We start from the raw sequence: 16,109 nt of genomic DNA on the forward strand, positions 1-16,109 counted from the left end.
ACCTGATTATGACGGATTCATTCAAAACCCTGTTCGCTGGTGTACTCGCGGCAATGGTTGTGTTTACAAGCGCAGCGGTGCAAGCCGAGGCCGAGGCTGAACAAGACAGCAAAGCCGTTGCCGAGCGCGTTGAGGCTCTGAAAAAGAACGTCATCCGCCTGAACCGTGACCTCTTCATTCTGGAAGAAGACCTGTTGTTCCCGGCCAGCACACAATTTGCGGTTTTCCTGAGCGTTAATGCGGGCGAATTTCTCAATCTGGATGCAGTCAAGCTGAAGGTCGATGGCGATATTGTCGCATCCCACCTATATACGGAACGTCAGGTTACAGCCCTCGAGAGGGGTGGCATGCAGCGGTTGTTCATTGGCAATCTGAAAACCGGCACCCATGAGGTTACCGTTTTCGTAGAGGGTATGGGCCCGAATAATCGTGCCTACAAGCAGGCAGCAACGCTGGCTTTTGAGAAGAGCACTGAGACGACTGCTCTGGAAATCCGCATCAAGGACCGCTCTTCGGATTATCAGCCCATGGTTTCCATCGTGGAGTGGGAGTGACACGACCTGTGGCATTCATCGCAAGGGTATTTCGTTCCAGGCTGTCGGCACTTTTGGTAGCTGCAACTGCCAGCGGTTTACCGCTCATGTTCGGTGCGCCGGCGATGGCGGCTGGCGATGCACCGGAGCGGGCCAAAGATCCCATGTACGGCTGGGTATTATACAACTACTACCAGGGTGAGGCCTTTGACGCGCTGACACTGCTGGATGTGGCCCGGGAGCGTGGCGGTATTGGTGGCCATGGTGCCTATCCGGAGTTGGTCGAAGGCGGCCTTATGCTGTCGTACGGCTTGACTCGCGAAGCCCGAGAGCTTTTCACCCGCTTGCTTGAGGATACAAACAGCCGCGGAAGTTATGATTCGGACAACGAGGAAACTCAAGTAACGCTGACTCCCGAAGTGCGCACTCAGGCATGGTTTTATCTGGGCAAAGTCTTTTACCTCGAAGGCGATTATCAGTTGGCCTACGAGAACCTTCAGCGTGTTGACGCAGACGTGCTGGAATATAGCGATTCAGGCCTGTACGCGGAATGGCTTTACCTGAAAGCGCAGCTGGCAATGATGTCTGGTGCTTTTGATCGCAAAGAAGGCATCACAGCGGGTGAAGAAACTTCGATTGAAAGCCTGCGTGAAGCGCTTGAACAGTCAGGCCTTTGGGCTCACTACCTGAGCTACAACGTGGCAATGGCGGAAATCGCCGCAGGTGAGTTTGCGGTAGCGCAGCAAAACCTGAGTGAACTCATTGCAGACATGGAAGATGAGTCACCAAAGGATGAGTTGGTTGCCGAGCAACGCGCGTTGCTGGACAAAAGCAGGTTATCCCTTGCCCGGTTGTACCTCAGAGACGCCCGTTTTGATGATGCACTGGCCCTACTGGGTGCCCTGCCTCTGGATGGTGTGTTTTCCGACAGGGCACTGTTTGATTACGCGGTCGCGGCGGCCGGCCGGGGCCAGATGCAACGGGCTCTGGATGCGCTTGATGCACTTTCGCAACGGACACTGTTTTTGCCCTGGCGCGAGCAGGTTCCCTATGCTCGGGGTTATGTGCTTGAGCAGATGAACCAACCTCGCAAGGCACTCACGGCATTTACCCAAGCGGCGGAACACTACGAAAACCGGGGTGAGGAACTGGTGACAGCCCGGCAGGCATTGACCGAAGAGAATCTTAATGCGAGGTTGAGTTTCCTGCGTGATAGCGATGAAATCATTACCGATTCCTACGGCCGCTTACGGGTGACGCCTGTCGATTTCGGGCTGTCAGAAGTGTTGGCCGGGGAACCCTTCCAGCAGGCTCTGGGAGAGCTGAACGAACTCTACCGAATGCAGTCTTTGCTGATGCAGAGGGAGAGTCAGTTCAGTACTTTTGAAACCATGTTGGAAACCCGAAAAATACAACGCGAACGCCGAAGCCGCGAAGCCCGCTTTGAACTCGAGCAACAACAGGCAGACGACTGGGTTGAAGCACAGGAATCGTTTCGTTCAGATATTGAAGCCGCTCTTGCCAGAGAAGATGCTGAATTCTTCATGACCACTGAACAGAAAGCCCTGAAAACGCAGTTGGATAAAGTTGCAGCCACGCTTGCGCGGCTGCCGGACGACCAGAGTATTGCCAGCCAGCGGGAAAAATACCAGCGAATGAAAGCCTATTTCGATTGGACCTTGGCGAACGATTATGGCGTTAACCGCTGGGCGGCCCAGAAACAGCTGCGCGAACTGGACAGGGAAATGGAACAGTTCCGAGATCAAAGAACAGTCATAGAAGCTCTGATGGCAGGAGACGAGGAGCATAACGAACTGGCTGGCCGGCTTATTCGCAAAGCTGCCGAGCTTCAGGTGTTGAAAGCACAGGTTCAAGAAGCATTGGCGCAGGCACGACGTATTCTGATAAGCCGACTGGACCAGGCTCTTGAACAACAGAACACGGAGCTGAGGCGCTATCTGGTAGCATCCCGCCATGCTCAGGCAAGGCTGGCGGATCAGTTGTTTCGGGCAAGCCAGAACCCGGAGGTTGCCAATGATTAAGCAGCCTCTGGAAAAACAGCATAGGCACGGGCACTCCGCGTTGCGCGTTTCCCGGTTATTGGTGCCGGTATTCTCAGCATTGCTGGCCACGGGTTGTCAGAGCCTGTGGTGGGGGCAGGGCGATGGCGAAATGCCTGCGGCCCGGCCAGGAACACTTGCGTCTTTAAGCCCGACAAGTGCGACACCTACCGCAGGCCCTGCAGTGTTCGAGGGCGGGCCTAAGGGGGCAGTAGAGGACGCCGTTTCGCTTGAATCTGTAATGCGCAGTTATCGTGACCTGCTTCCGCTGGTGGACGACCCCGTTAAGCAGGTCACCATCCGGCACCGGCTCGCGGATCTCGAGTTCGCCCGCGCTGAGCGAATCATGACGGATACCGCAGAGGACGATTTGTCCGGTGCCATCGCCGCGTACACCAATCTGTTGGCGGAATACCCCGAGCGTAAAGGCAACGACCAGATTTACTATCAGCTATCCAGAGCCTGGGAACTACGTGGCAGAACCAATGAACAACTGGATGCCCTGGACACTCTGGTAACGGCCTATCCCGATTCGGATTACTGGGTTGAAGCCCAGTTCCGGCGTGCAGATATTCTGTTTATCAATGGTCAATATGCTGAGGCTGAGCAGGCGTTTGATGAGGTTGCTCGTGCTGGTGGTGAGCGTGCAAGCGCCAAAGAAAGCGCCGATCCGACCTTTTTGATGAATGCGCACTATATGAAGGGGTGGAGTCAATTCAAGCAAGGCGACTATCAAAAAGCTCTGCTCAGCTACATTGACGTGCTTGATCTGATCATGCCAGGTGAGCAGGTCGCAGAAGCGCCGGATCAACGCTATCAGACACTCACCGAAGACCTTTTCCGGGTTGTCGGCTTATCATTATCCTATCTCGACGGAGCAGACACGCTGAGGTCGCTTTTCCGTCAGACGGGCAGCCGGCCCTATGAAGTTCTGGTTTACGATCGCTACAGTAAATTATTGATTGAGCGTGAACGCTACAGCGACGCGGTTGATGTGTTTGAGACGTATATTGACGAGCATCCGGAAAGCCCCTGGGCGCCGCGCTATCATATGCGGATCATCGATACCCTGTTACTGGCCGGCTTCGACCAGGCGATTCCCGATGGTAAGGCTGAGTTTATAGAGCGCTACGGTATTTACAGTGATTACTGGTCGCAAACCGATTCCGAAACCCTGGTGTACATCGAAAACCAGCTCGAGATCCTGCTGCCAGAGCTCGCCGACCGGCATTATCTGCTGGCAGGTGAAGCCAGGAAGCAGATGCAGCCGGGCGTGGATCGTCAGCCTGATAGCAGCGGAGAGCTAAGCCCTGCTGCGGAAGAGCATTATCGGCAGGCCGCGGCTTACTATGCCGAATTTGCTGCTACTTTTCCGGGCCACCCCCGCACACCCGAACGTTTGTTCCTGTTGGCAGAAACCTATGTCGAACTGCAGGAGTGGCCCGACGCCATTCAGGCATTTGAACGGGTTGCCTACGATTTTTCTGCCGATGGCCAGGCGCCGGAGCGAGCCGCTGAAGCAGGGTATGCCTCTGTTCTGGCATTCCGCGAGTACGCACGCACCTGGATGGATGAAACAAGCGAAGATCTGTTTGCACTGCAGGAAATGCAACAACTTAACCGTTTGAGATTTGTGAATGCCTACCCGCAGGACCCCCGCGCACCGGGTGTCTATTACATTGCGTTGCAGCGGCAATTTGATCAACAGAATCTTGAAGAAGTTATTCCCATGGTTGCCCGCCTGGTGACCTGGCGGCCGACCGCGGACCCTGCTCTGGTAACCGAGGCGCAACTGATGGCCGGCCATAGCCTGTTTGAGCTTGCGCGCTATGGCGAAGCCGAGCAGGCCTATAGTGAAGCACTCGCAATGATGTTGCCGGAGGACCAGCGACGGCCCGGTATACAGGAAAACATGGCCGCATCCGTATTTCGTCAGGCGGAGCAACTCGCAGAGGCAGGCAATGTTGATGCAGCCGTTAGCGAGTATTTGCGGGTAGGTGGGGTGGCGCCAGCGTCTATGCTGAACGCCAATGCGCAATATGACGCGGCATCTCTGCTGGTAAGTGCTACGCGCTGGGATGAGGCTATCGCAGTATTGAATGGTTTCCGGATGGACTTCCCGGAGCATGAACTGGCCGATACGGTGCCTGCGAAACTGGCCTTCGCTTACCGGGAAACCGGGCAGTGGGAGAAGGCCGGGGACGAGCTTAACCTCATGGTTTCTATGGCGACTACGCCGGAAGAGCGCCGGGAAAACCAGCAAATTGCGGCCGAGCTTTATGACCAGGCAGGAAACGATGATAAAGCGATCGATGCTTGGCGCCAATACGCCAATAGCCACCCTGAGCCAGCCCCTGTTTACATGGAGGCTGCCAACCGGCTGGCGGAGCTTTACGAAACCCGTGGCGATTTCGGGCGTCGTGACTTCTGGCTGAACAGGCAGATGGAAAAAGTGGATCAGAGCCCGGAGGCCGCAGACGATCGCATGCGCTATTTGGCGGCGTCTGCCTCTGCGACCCTGGCTCGGGAGGCGTTGGCGAACTATGACAGCATCCGCCTCACATTGCCGTTGAATGAGAGCATGATAGCCAAGTCCGATGCTCTGGAGGATGCGGTGCAGGCTTATCAGAAAACGGCCAGCTACGGGCTATCGTCGTTTGCCACAGAAGCTGGCTATCAGATTGCCCATATCTACAGCCGTCTTGGTGCCGATCTGATGGATTCCGAGCGGCCCGAGGGATTGAGCGATTTGGAACTTGCCCAATATGAGCTTCTGCTGGAAGAGCAGGCTTATCCATTCGAAGACAGCGCCATTGATATCCATGAACAGAATATCCAGCGCGCCCGTGAAGGCATCTTCGATGAATGGGTGCAGCGCAGCTATGAGTCATTACGTCGTTTGCTGCCCGGTCGCTATAACAAAACCGAAATCACAGCCGGAGCAGTTCATGATCTGGGATAAAAAACTGTACGCAGTGGTTCTGGGCATTTTGTTGTTGTCTGGTTGTGCGCTGGGGCCTGAACGCCCAGACGCGTCAGATGGAAAGGCCGTGGCCAGCGGAGAATCGGACACTCTTCTGCGGGAAGCCTTTGCCGAAGCTGTCGTGCTAATGGAAAACGGTGATGCCGATGAGGCCAGGCGACGCTTTGAGCAGATGGCTGCGGAGCATCCGGAACGAACCGGTCCTCTGATCAACCTGGGTGTGTTGGCGTTTCAGGCGGGTGAAACCGGTAAGGCTCAGGCGCGATTTGAGGAAGTTCTTACGCTGAACCCGCGTCACCCGGTTGCGCTTAACCACCTTGGTGTCATGGCACGCAATAACGGGAATTTTTCGACCGCCGAGCAGCGTTACCGCAAGGCTCTTACTGCAAACCCGGAGTACCTGCCAGCACTTCTCAATCTGGCGTTTCTGCTGGATATTTATCTGGGTGAACCAGATCAGGCGTTGCCGCTTTATGAACAATACAAGGCGCTCGCAGCCGAACCCGACCCGAAACTGAAAGACTGGATTTTTGATGCGAAAAACAGAATCTGATGTAGGGGGCAGACCATGAGACACCTGGTGAAACCGACGCTGCTGGCGGTTCTTTTATTGGTTGACCTTCAGGCTGTTTATGCCCAGGAGACAGGAATAGTCACCATTGAGGGCACCCGCATTCGGGGGGATCAGGAGGTGCCTACGGTAATGTATCTTGTGCCTTGGCAGCCGCCGGAGGTCGATGAGCTCCAGGCGCCGGATGAGCGATTGATGGTAGAGCAAACCTTTACGCCTCTGGAGCGTTATGAATTTCAACGGCTTGTTCGCTATCACGATGCGTTCATAAGAGAGGCGGCAACCGCTAAACAGAGTGTCCGGTGAGACGTGCGTCACAGTGTTTCTGTGCCGCAGTGCAAAGTACAACAAACCGCAACAAAGACTTCCGTTAACTTAACCCCTTTGGGGTAGAGCAACGCTTAGACTGAACAAAACCCGGACCATGGAGTGCCCAGAAAATGATCGATACCGCCGTTCGCTTTTTCCAGGAAGGTGGCTTTTTTATGTTTCCGATCGCCATTGTGCTGATTGTCGGACTCATTGTGGCCATTGAGCGATACGTATACCTGTCTGCCCAGAAAATCACCAACCGCAGAGACTTCAATCGTCTGCATCAGATGATTTCGAAACGTGATTTCAAAGGTGCGCTCAACTACGCTCAGGAATCTGGCAGCGGTATGTCTACCATGATTGCTTTCGGTCTGCAGCGACTGGCTCGTCGCCAGGGTCGTGAGGACATCGAATACGCCATGGAAGAGGGGCTGCTGGATGTCATGCCGCGCCTTGAGAAGCGCACTCAATATCTCGCAACGCTCGCAAATATCGCCACACTTTTGGGTCTTTTGGGTACCATCATCGGTTTGATTGCAGCCTTTACCGCCGTTGCTGCAGCTGACCCGGCACAAAAAGCCAGCTTGCTTTCGCAGAGTATTTCCGTGGCTATGAACACTACGGCGTTCGGCCTTATGTCGGCGATTCCCATGCTGTTGATCCATTCCATTTTGCAAACCAAAACCAATGAGATTGTCGACAGCTTCGAAATGGCCGGCATCAAGGTGCTTAACCTGTTAAGCGACGGTTCCGGCGCACGCCCCGGTGCCCAGTCTCAGGCGCAAGGCGCGCCATCTTCTGCCCCGGCGGCACCGGCCGGCGCTCTCGCAGGCACTAACGCCAGCACCCTGGCCTGATAATCAGCTGAAGGATTTCAGGCTATGAGACGGAAACATCGTCGATTACAGAGCGATCCGGATCTCGATATCACGCCGTTCATGAATCTCATGATCGTGCTGGTGCCGGTGTTGCTTTTGAATATGGTGTTTGCCCACACCAGCGTTCTGGAGCTCAATTTCCCGACCGGCGAGAGCCTTACGCCGGATCACGTTGAGGAACTTCAGATACAGGTGGTTATTCATGCCGACAGGCTGGTCGTTGCGGATAACCAGGGCGGGGTCATCAAATCCATTGCTCGTGTTGACGGCGAGGGTGATAACGGCGAGCACGATTTCGTTCAACTCAAAGACGTCATGAAAGAGATCAAAAGCCGCGTTCCGGACAAAAAAGACGTGATTATCATGCCCTCACGGGAAACCTCGTATCAGGCACTGGTTACCGTAATGGATACGGTTCGTTCATATGATGCCGTGGTCGCGGGCAGTGTTGTGGAAGCCGAGCTGTTTCCCGAGATTTCACTGGGTGACGCGCCGGTAGCGGATACTGACGAGGCGCCGAAAGCCGGGGGGCAATCATGAAAGAATCTGCAAAAGCCCGTCGTCAGAAACGCCATCACCGGCGCAATAAGGGCCAGAGCAAGATGAATCTGGTGTCTCTGATGGACATCTTTACGATTCTGGTGTTCTTCCTGATGGTTAACTCGTCGTCTGACGTGCAAGTGCTTAACCAGAGCAGCACCATCAAATTGCCGGATTCGTCAGCGGTGCAACCGCCAGGAGACGTGCTTGCTTTGACCGTAACCGACCAGGATATTCTGGTAAACGGGCGCGTAGTCATCAAGCGGGAAGCATTGCAGGCTCTGGACGGACAGATAGAGCCGGGTCTGAAGCAGGAGCTGGATTATCAAGCCAGCCGGTCAGGTCAGCCAGAACCCGAAGCAGGGCGGGCGATTACCATTCTGGCAGACCGTGAGCTGCCCTACGATTTGCTCAAGAAAATCATGTCTACCTGTGTGGATGCGGGATACGCCAGTATATCTCTGGCGGTTAACCAGCGTGCAAAAGCGGGGGCCGGAGCATGATGGATTACCGGTATGGATTACCCTGGAGTCAGGAGCGGGGCGAGCGCAGGCGCTTGCTCTGTGTGGCGCTGGTTGTCGCGCCCCTGTTTGTGGTTTTTGCCGGTTATGTGAGTTGGGTCGAGTTGCCGGAACGGGATCGGCAAGAGCGTGAGGCGTTGCCGCCGCAGCTTGCCAAGCTGGTGATCGAAAAAAAGGATCCGCCCAAGCCGGTTATGCCGGAACCGGAACCAGAACCCGAGATGAAACCTGAAGAGAAGCCGGTTGAGCCGCCCAAGCCAGAGCCTGCACCGAAGCCAGAGCTCAAGCCTGAACCAAAGCCAGAGCCGCCGAAGCCCGAGGTGAAAGAAGAGCCCAAGCCCGAAGCCGTCGCCAAGGCCCGTGAAAAAGCCAAGAGCAGCGGCATTCTGGCAATGGGCAATGAGTTGTCCAAGCTCAGTGCGCTGGCCAACTCGGTCAAGTTGGAGGCGCCCGTTACGCGCACAGCCAACCCCATTACACGAAAAACAGAAGATACGCTGGCTGCCCGCGCCACGACGAATGCGCGCAGTTCAGGAGTGAACGACGTAGCGTTCGAGCGTGAAAGTCGTCAGGTTGATTTGGTGGAGCGTGAAAGAGCAGAAGTGGCAGAAGCCGAACGGGTTGCTGAAGTTAAAGAAGCTGTCCGGCGTGAAAAGCGGGAAACGGCTTCCCGAACACGCAGCAAGGAAGAGTTGCGGCGCACCATGGATGCAAATAAATCGGCCATCTACAGCATTTACAACCGTGAACTCCGTCGTAAGCCATCGCTGCAGGGCAGTATCACGCCTGAACTGGTGATCGAATCCAGTGGCGCTGTATCCCGGTGCTCTGTGGTTGAGTCAACGCTTGGCGAGCCCGGCCTTGAGAACAAGATCTGTAGCCGCCTGTTGCTTGTGGATTTCGGCGCTCGACCCGGAGTCGACCAGACTACGATCCGTTACCCGATTGAATTGCTTTCTGGCTGACGGTTGCTGTCCGACTAACGGCTCTTGATAAGGCCGCTGGCGTCGGACAGCAACTGTTTTCATTCTCAGTTTACTTGGCGGCTTCGGCCGCCGTCACTCGAACATAGCTACCCGGAGCGTCCTCCAGTGCGGCTAGCTTTCCGTCTCCTGGCACTCTCGCTGTAACCTGCCCGCCGGCGTATGGTTGAATCCATTCCAGCCAGTGCGGCCACCAGGACCCGGCATGCTCTTCTGCGCTTTCGAGCCACTCATCGGGATTCGAATTCATCGTCTCACTCGTCCAGTAGCCGTATTTTTCTTTGTACGGAGGGTTTATGACGCCCGCAATATGGCCAGAACCGGACAATACGAAATGAACATCACCGCCATGAACCAGCGCACCCTTGTAGGTGGATTTCCACTTGGCAATGTGATCCTGACGTGCTGAAAGGAAGAACGACGGAACCTCTATTTCAGCGAGGTTGATGCTCTCTCCAGCTAAGGTAAGTGAGTCGGGTTGTACCAGGCGATTATTGAGATACATTTCCCGCAGGTAAAAGCTGTGCATTTTCGCGGGCAGGTTGGTGCCATCGGTATTCCAGTACAAAAGGTCAAACGCGGAGGGCTTCTGCCCCTTGAGGTAGCTGTTCGTCCAGAAAGACCAGAACAACTCGTTTTCCCTCAGCAGGTTGAATGTGAACGCCATGGCGCGGCCATCCAGGTAGCCCTTTTTGTCCAGCATGCGTTCAATGCCACGGATTGAGTGCTCGTTGATGAACACGCCAATGCCGCCTGGGTCGGAGAAGTCCAGCAGGCTGGTCAGATAAGTGGCGCTGACGACCGGGTCTTTTCCTTTCTTCTTGAGCCAGGCCAGAGTGGAGCCCAGCAGGGTGCCGCCGATGCAGTAACCCAGGAGGTTCATCTGCTCTTCACCGGTGGCGGCGGTTACGGCGTCCATGGCGGCCAGTGGCCCTTCGACCATGTAGTCGTCCCAGCCTTTGTCCCGTAGCGCTGGCCCCGGGTTGCGCCAGGATATGATGAAAACTGTCTGCCCTTGGTCCACAAGCCATTGGATAAAGGAATTCTTGGCGGTCAGATCAAGAATGTAAAATTTGTTTATCCAGGGCGGCACGATAAGCAACGGGCGTTTGCTGACGGTTTCGGTGCTGGGCGTATACTGGATGAGCTGTATTAGCTCGTTCTGAAACACCACTTTCCCGGGCGTTGTTGCCAGATTCTTACCCACCTCGAATGCGGAACGGTCGGTCATGCCGACGTTGAACAGCTTCGGGTTCTGACGGAAATCATCGATAAACTGTCGCCCGCCATCAACCAGGTTCATACCCTTGCGCTCCCAGGTTATTTTCAGGGCCTCGGGGTTTGTCGCCAGAAAATTGGAGGGGGCAAGGGCGCTGGTGAGCTGACGAGCATAGAACAGCATCTGTTCCTGACCGGCCGGGGGAATACCCTGCATGTTCTCTACCCAGTCCAGAAAAGCGCGAGAGTTGATCAGATAAGCCTGATGCAATACATCGAACGGCAGATACTTGTGCCATTCTTCTGCGTTGAAACGCCGGTCATCGATATCCGCCGGCGCAACCGGCTCTTTCTCGAGCCCGGTCAGCCGGGAGATGGTATAAGAGCCGAGAGCTGCGTGTTTGCGGGCCAGGTCCATCTCTGCTCCCACGAAACGCCACGGGTTCAGTAACAGGTCTTTCGCCATGGCGCGATAGGCATCAGACATTTCAGACACCGTGGAGATCTTGGCGTGATCCATAACGCCAGTATCTCCCAGCAACTTTTCCAGCTGTTGCTGGCCTTCGCGTACCTTCGTCTCAAATGTGCTGACCAACCGATTAGCGGTTTTCCCGAGCTTGTTCAGACCCAACATAAGCAGCTCCTTTGTTCAGACGGCGGGTAAAGTACTATTCTCTCCGAGGTACATTGACACAATTGTGACGAACATCAATCCGGCATAAGGCTAAGGCGCTAATGTGTTTTATAGAGAACCAATGATCGGTCTGAAAACCGAGGAGGCGTTGCATGAGCAATCGAAAGGCGGAACTTGAAACCCTGAGAGCGGATTTGGCTTCGCGGCTGGAACGCTTTGAAGCGCACCAGCAGCGTAAGGACGGTGCTCTGGACAAAGACTCTGAAGAGCGGGCGCAACAGACACAGAATGATGAGGTTGTAGATTCGCTGGAAGAGGAAACCCGGATTGAGCTGGCTCAGATAAAGGTGGCGCTTGAGCGCATTGATCAGGGTGTGGGTGAAGAATGTGAAGTCTGTGGCGAAGCCATTGATCCCAGAAGGTTGCAGGTACTGCCTTATACGTCGGTTTGTGTTGCTTGCGCCGAAGAGTAAGCTGATTTGACTGTCTATAAACTAAAAATAAAAAAAGGATTCAGGTACCGTGAGCCAGTACGACACATTGATTATTGGAGGCCGCTATTTCGACGGCACGGGTAGCCCCTCGCGCATTGCACACGTTGCCGTACAAGAGGGCAGGGTTGCGCAGGTATTTGACGAAGAGCCGGATCCGGCTCTGGCGCGCAGGGTTATTGATGCCAGTGGCTGCTGGGTAACGCCGGGCTTTCTTGATACCCATACGCATTATGATGCCGAGTTACTTGTGTCGCCCTCTCTCTCTGAATCTGTGCGACACGGTGTAACAACCGTTCTTATTGGAAGCTGCTCTCTGAGCATGGTGTGTTCAGAGGCGGAAGATGCCTCTGATATCTTCACTCGGGTGGAAACAGTGCCACGGGAGAAAGTGCTGCCGATTCTTCAGGCGCACAAGCGCTGGAACACACCCAGGCAATGGGTCGACTTTATTCGGGATCATCCGCTTGGCCCCAACGTCATCAGCTTTCTCGGCCACAGCGATCTGCGAACTGCGGTGATGGGCCTGCAGCGTGCAACAGACCGGGATGTAAAACCAACCGCACAAGAGCAGAAGGAGATGGAAGAGCTGCTGGAGGAAGCCTTACAAGAAGGTTTTCTGGGTTTATCGACCATGTGTCTGAAGTGGGACAAGGTAGATGGAGACCGGGAATGGTCCAAGAGCCTGCCCAGCACTTATGCCCGCTGGCATGAAGTTAGCCGTCTTAATCGTCTGCTACGCCGGTATGATCGGGTGCACCAGGGCGCGCCCAATGCCGCTAATCCCTTACAGGTGACCCAGTATCTCCGGGAAACCCTGGGCTGGTTGCGCAAACCGCTGAAAACAACCCTCATTGCCATGATTGACCTAAAGGGCAACCCGACGGTCAGACCCATGGCCAGCCTCGTGAGCCGGATCGCAAACAGCTTCGGCGGAAATTTTCGTTGGCAACTGTTACCTACGCCTTTTACCGTCTACGCCGATGGCATGGACATCGTGTTGTTTGAGGAATTTGGCGCCGGTGAAATGGCGCTGGATCTTCGCGATCAGCTCGAGCGGAATGAACTTCTTAAAGATGAAGAATATCGACGCAAGTTCCGTAAGTTCTATCGGGAGAAGCTTTCGCCCCGGGTCTGGCAGCGGGATTTCGGTGATGCCATCATTCTTGACTGTCCTGATAAATCTGTTGTTGGCCAGAACTTCGCCGAGCTGGCTTTAGAGCGTGGCATCCATGTGGTGGACTTCTTCCTGGACATGGTCGTATCCCACGGTCGCGAGCTTCGCTGGTATACCGTTGTGGGCAACCATCGCAAGGATCGGCTGAGCAAAATGGTGGCCGATCCTGGCGCGTTGATTACGTTTTCGGATGCCGGCGCGCACATTCGTAACATGGCTTTCTACAATTTGCCCCTGCGGTTTCTCAAGTTGGTTCTCGAAAGCCAGGAACAGGGCGAGCCGGTGATGTCTCTTGAAAGGGCAGTGTATCGCCTTACCGGCGAGCAGGCGGACTGGTTTGGTATAGAGGCAGGGCATATCCGGGAGGGTGACCGGGCGGACATTACCGTTCTCGATCCGAAGGGGCTTAATCAGAACCTGGAAAGTATTGAGTGGGCTGACATGGAAAATTTTGGCCTCCAGCGAATGGTTAACCGTGTGCCTGGCTGCATAAAACACGTCCTTATTAATGGCCGCCCGGCGGTTACAGAAGGAAATATTGAACCGGATTTGGGCAAGAGTACTGGGTTTGGTCGTTTCCTGCCGGCAGGCACTCGCTCCGGTGGTTGAGTTCGGGCATTATCCTGGCCTTTAACGTTCTGGAGCTTAGCGGAGGGTTTACATGTCTGAAAACGGGGCGATGACGGAGTGCGCAGACGGCGGCTCTCAAGGGTACCCCAAAAGCAGGCTGGTTGGCCTGTTTCTCGGTGCCGGGTTTCTTCTGATGACTGTGCTCTTGCCGCCGCCTGAGTCCATGTCTATGGAGGCCTGGTCGGCAATGGGTCTGATGCTTCTTATGGCAACCTGGTGGTCAACGGAAGCTATCCCGATTCCCGCGACTGCTCTGTTGCCGATTGTGCTGGTGCCGGGGCTTGGCCTGGGAAGCATCTCTCAGGCGACATCGCCCTACGCACACCCGATTATCTTTCTTTTTTTGGGTGGTTTTACTCTGGGTCTGGCGATGCAGCGCTGGAATCTCCACCGTCGGATTGCCTTGATGACGCTGAAGGCCGTTGGTAGCGAGCCCAAACGTCAGATTGCCGGGTTTATGCTGGCGACAGCGTTCCTGAGCATGTGGGTCAGCAATACGGCGACGGCAATCATGATGTTGCCTATAGGCTTGTCGGTCATTGGCATGATGGGCTCCGGCCAACCGGAGAACGTTCAGCGGTATGCGACGGCCCTGCTGCTGGCCATAGCGTATTCCGCCAGTATTGGCGGCATCGCTACGCTGATAGGGACACCCCCCAACGCGTTGTTGGCTGCTTATCTGAGCAAGACTCAGGGGATTTCAGTGGGGTTTGCCCAATGGATGCTTCTGGGTGTGCCTGTAGCCATAGTTATGCTGGGCCTCGTCTGGTGGTGGCTAACGCGCAGGGAATTTGGCCTATCGACTCAGGAAGGCACTGGCGAGGCTATTCGCGACGAACTTACGGCGATGGGCCAAATGAGCCGTGGCGAAAAGCTGGTAGCCGTGGTGTTCGCATTGACCGCCAGCGCATGGGTTTTCCGGCCCTTGCTGTCGGCTAATATTGCGCCTTGGCTGACCGATACTGGCATTGCGGTGTCGGCCGCCATTGCCATGTTCATGATTCCGGTCAATATACGTCAGCAGACCTTTGTGCTTGATTGGGATACAGCCAAGGGCATTCCCTGGGGCGTGCTCTTGCTGTTTGGGGGAGGTCTTGCCATGGCGGGGGTTATCAGCAGCTCCGGATTGGCAGACTGGATTGCCGCAAGCATGGGCGGTGCAAGCGCACTACCGATCGTTATTATGATCACGCTGGTTGTTACGGTGATTATTTTCCTTACGGAAGTGACCAGCAATACGGCCACTGCGGCGGCTTTCCTGCCTCTTCTGGGGGCTCTGGCGCTCTCTCAGGACGCTTCGCCGCTGCTCCTCACGGTCCCGGCCGCCATTGCTGCCAGCTGTGCGTTCATGATGCCTGTTGCGACACCGCCCAACGCCATTGTGTTCTCCAGTGGGCATATGAAGATAGGCGACATGATTCGCGCGGGGTTTGCGTTGAACATCGCCGGCATTGTGGTGGTCACTCTGCTTTGTTACCTGCTCATGGACCTGATTTTTACGCTCTGATTGTTGTGCAGGCACGAACTTTTTCGCGCCTGCACTTCCGCATATCCGGGCCTTGGTCCCGTATCAGAATTAACCTTTCTGTTTTGCGAACATCCACCAGATCGAACGCTGCTGCAGCGCCAGATTTGAGGCACAGTTATCTTTAAGCTCCCTGCTATTTCGGTATCTTACCGTAACAAAATGTAATCCGATAAATGCCACGGGTTACAAAATAACAGGGATTTCGTCTGACATGCTGCTGGTGCTCGCTGGGTCCATTCTTACATTCGCCATTGTGCAGGAAGCTACTGTGGTAGAGCCCTATGAAAAGGGTGCGGTTGTTGTTGAGCAAAAAGTCGATTCCAGCCCTGTAGAGTTGAACACCGTTTTCCGAATTGAGCCTCTGGTTGAGCAAAAATTCCGCAACATTGTGCGCCAGGCATACGACTACAGTTGCGGCAGTGCGGCGCTGACAACCGTTCTGAATTTCTATTTGGGCCGATCTCTCTCCGAGCGACAGGTCATGGAAGGGCTGCTGCATTACGGCGAGAGCGAGCGCATTGTTTCGCGTCGTGCCTTCTCCATGCTCGATATGAAGCGCCTTGTTACCGCATTGGGTTATCCCTCTGGCGGCTTCCGCGCGACGATCGATGACCTTATCGATCTCGATCACCCGGCCATCGTTCCTATCCAGCACGCGGGCTTCAAGCACTTTGTTGTACTCAGAACCATTCGTGATGGTCGGGTTTATATGGCCGATCCAGCAGTGGGTAACTTGTCTTTCACACTCGCTCAGTTTGAGGAGAAGTGGGACGACAACGTGCTTTTCATTGTTTTTCCGGGCAGTGATAAGCCCCTGGATAACCTGGAACTCAAAGAAGAAGATCTGCGTTTTATAGACGACCAGACCATGACATTGCTCGCATTGGAACGCATGCCAGATTTTCATGAGGCCACAGCCAGACGCATCCAGAATGTGCTTGAAAGGCAGAAAAATAACCCGGATGGCAGTGTTGAGAATACCCGAAAGCAATTGCATTACCGTCGCAATTAATATTTGCCGGGCGGAGTGCCCGGCTCAGGACTACAACC

The 16,109-nt window shown here is 55.0% G+C and carries 14 protein-coding genes; 13 read left to right on the forward strand and 1 reads right to left on the reverse strand.

The window, feature by feature from the left end:
* Positions 1-8: 8 nt before the first annotated feature.
* The 9 genes from FFI90_RS03195 (at position 9) to FFI90_RS03235 (ending at position 9,363) form a co-directional block, all read left to right on the forward strand.
* A complete protein-coding gene (locus FFI90_RS03195; RefSeq protein ID WP_246123302.1) occupies positions 9-554 on the forward strand; it encodes an AraC family transcriptional regulator in 546 nt (181 codons plus the stop codon).
* Positions 551-2,575 carry a coiled-coil domain-containing protein gene (locus FFI90_RS03200; RefSeq protein ID WP_246123303.1) on the forward strand — a complete coding sequence of 675 codons (2,025 nt, stop codon included), beginning with the start codon at positions 551-553 and terminating at the stop codon, positions 2,573-2,575. Before FFI90_RS03195 ends, FFI90_RS03200 begins: the two co-directional genes overlap by 4 nt.
* Positions 2,568-5,555 carry a tetratricopeptide repeat protein gene (locus FFI90_RS03205; RefSeq protein WP_144776459.1) on the forward strand — a complete coding sequence of 996 codons (2,988 nt, stop codon included), beginning with the start codon at positions 2,568-2,570 and terminating at the stop codon, positions 5,553-5,555. The genes FFI90_RS03200 and FFI90_RS03205 overlap by 8 nt, the downstream gene beginning before the upstream one ends.
* Positions 5,542-6,129, forward strand: a complete 588-nt coding sequence (locus tag FFI90_RS03210) for a tetratricopeptide repeat protein (protein ID WP_144776461.1) — start codon at positions 5,542-5,544, stop codon at positions 6,127-6,129. Before FFI90_RS03205 ends, FFI90_RS03210 begins: the two co-directional genes overlap by 14 nt.
* A 15-nt stretch (positions 6,130-6,144) precedes the next feature.
* Entirely contained in the window at positions 6,145-6,453 is a 309-nt protein-coding gene (locus FFI90_RS03215; protein WP_144776463.1) for a hypothetical protein, read from the forward strand.
* Between the two features lie 134 nt (positions 6,454-6,587).
* On the forward strand, positions 6,588-7,316 hold the full coding sequence (locus FFI90_RS03220) for a MotA/TolQ/ExbB proton channel family protein (protein WP_144776465.1): 729 nt from the start codon (positions 6,588-6,590) through the stop codon (positions 7,314-7,316).
* 24 nt (positions 7,317-7,340) lie between these two features.
* A complete protein-coding gene (locus FFI90_RS03225; protein WP_144776467.1) occupies positions 7,341-7,877 on the forward strand; it encodes an ExbD/TolR family protein in 537 nt (178 codons plus the stop codon).
* Positions 7,874-8,380 (forward strand): ExbD/TolR family protein, encoded by a 507-nt coding sequence (locus FFI90_RS03230; protein WP_144776469.1) that lies wholly within the window; start codon positions 7,874-7,876, stop codon positions 8,378-8,380. Before FFI90_RS03225 ends, FFI90_RS03230 begins: the two co-directional genes overlap by 4 nt.
* The gene (locus FFI90_RS03235; protein WP_144776470.1) at positions 8,377-9,363 is read left to right on the forward strand and encodes an AgmX/PglI C-terminal domain-containing protein; all 987 of its coding nucleotides are present in this window, start codon (positions 8,377-8,379) and stop codon (positions 9,361-9,363) included. The genes FFI90_RS03230 and FFI90_RS03235 overlap by 4 nt, the downstream gene beginning before the upstream one ends.
* Positions 9,364-9,433: 70 nt before the next feature.
* Here the strand turns inward: FFI90_RS03235 and FFI90_RS03240 are convergent, their stop codons facing one another.
* Complete coding sequence (locus FFI90_RS03240; protein ID WP_144776472.1) at positions 9,434-11,233, reverse strand: PHA/PHB synthase family protein; 1,800 nt, start codon at positions 11,231-11,233, stop codon at positions 9,434-9,436.
* 152 nt (positions 11,234-11,385) lie between these two features.
* Between FFI90_RS03240 and FFI90_RS03245 the strand changes: the two genes are divergently transcribed.
* From FFI90_RS03245 to FFI90_RS03260, 4 genes are all read left to right on the forward strand, one after another.
* Positions 11,386-11,706 (forward strand): TraR/DksA family transcriptional regulator, encoded by a 321-nt coding sequence (locus FFI90_RS03245; RefSeq protein WP_144776474.1) that lies wholly within the window; start codon positions 11,386-11,388, stop codon positions 11,704-11,706.
* 49 nt (positions 11,707-11,755) lie between these two features.
* Entirely contained in the window at positions 11,756-13,510 is a 1,755-nt protein-coding gene (locus FFI90_RS03250) for an N-acyl-D-amino-acid deacylase family protein (protein ID WP_144776476.1), read from the forward strand.
* A 52-nt stretch (positions 13,511-13,562) separates the two neighbouring features.
* Complete coding sequence (locus FFI90_RS03255; protein ID WP_425463074.1) at positions 13,563-15,038, forward strand: SLC13 family permease; 1,476 nt, start codon at positions 13,563-13,565, stop codon at positions 15,036-15,038.
* A 232-nt stretch (positions 15,039-15,270) separates the two neighbouring features.
* On the forward strand, positions 15,271-16,071 hold the full coding sequence (locus FFI90_RS03260) for a C39 family peptidase (RefSeq protein ID WP_144776478.1): 801 nt from the start codon (positions 15,271-15,273) through the stop codon (positions 16,069-16,071).
* Positions 16,072-16,109 lie beyond the last annotated feature (38 nt).

It is taken from the genome of Marinobacter maritimus, from assembly GCF_007671675.1.
Lineage (GTDB): Bacteria > Pseudomonadota > Gammaproteobacteria > Pseudomonadales > Oleiphilaceae > Marinobacter > Marinobacter maritimus.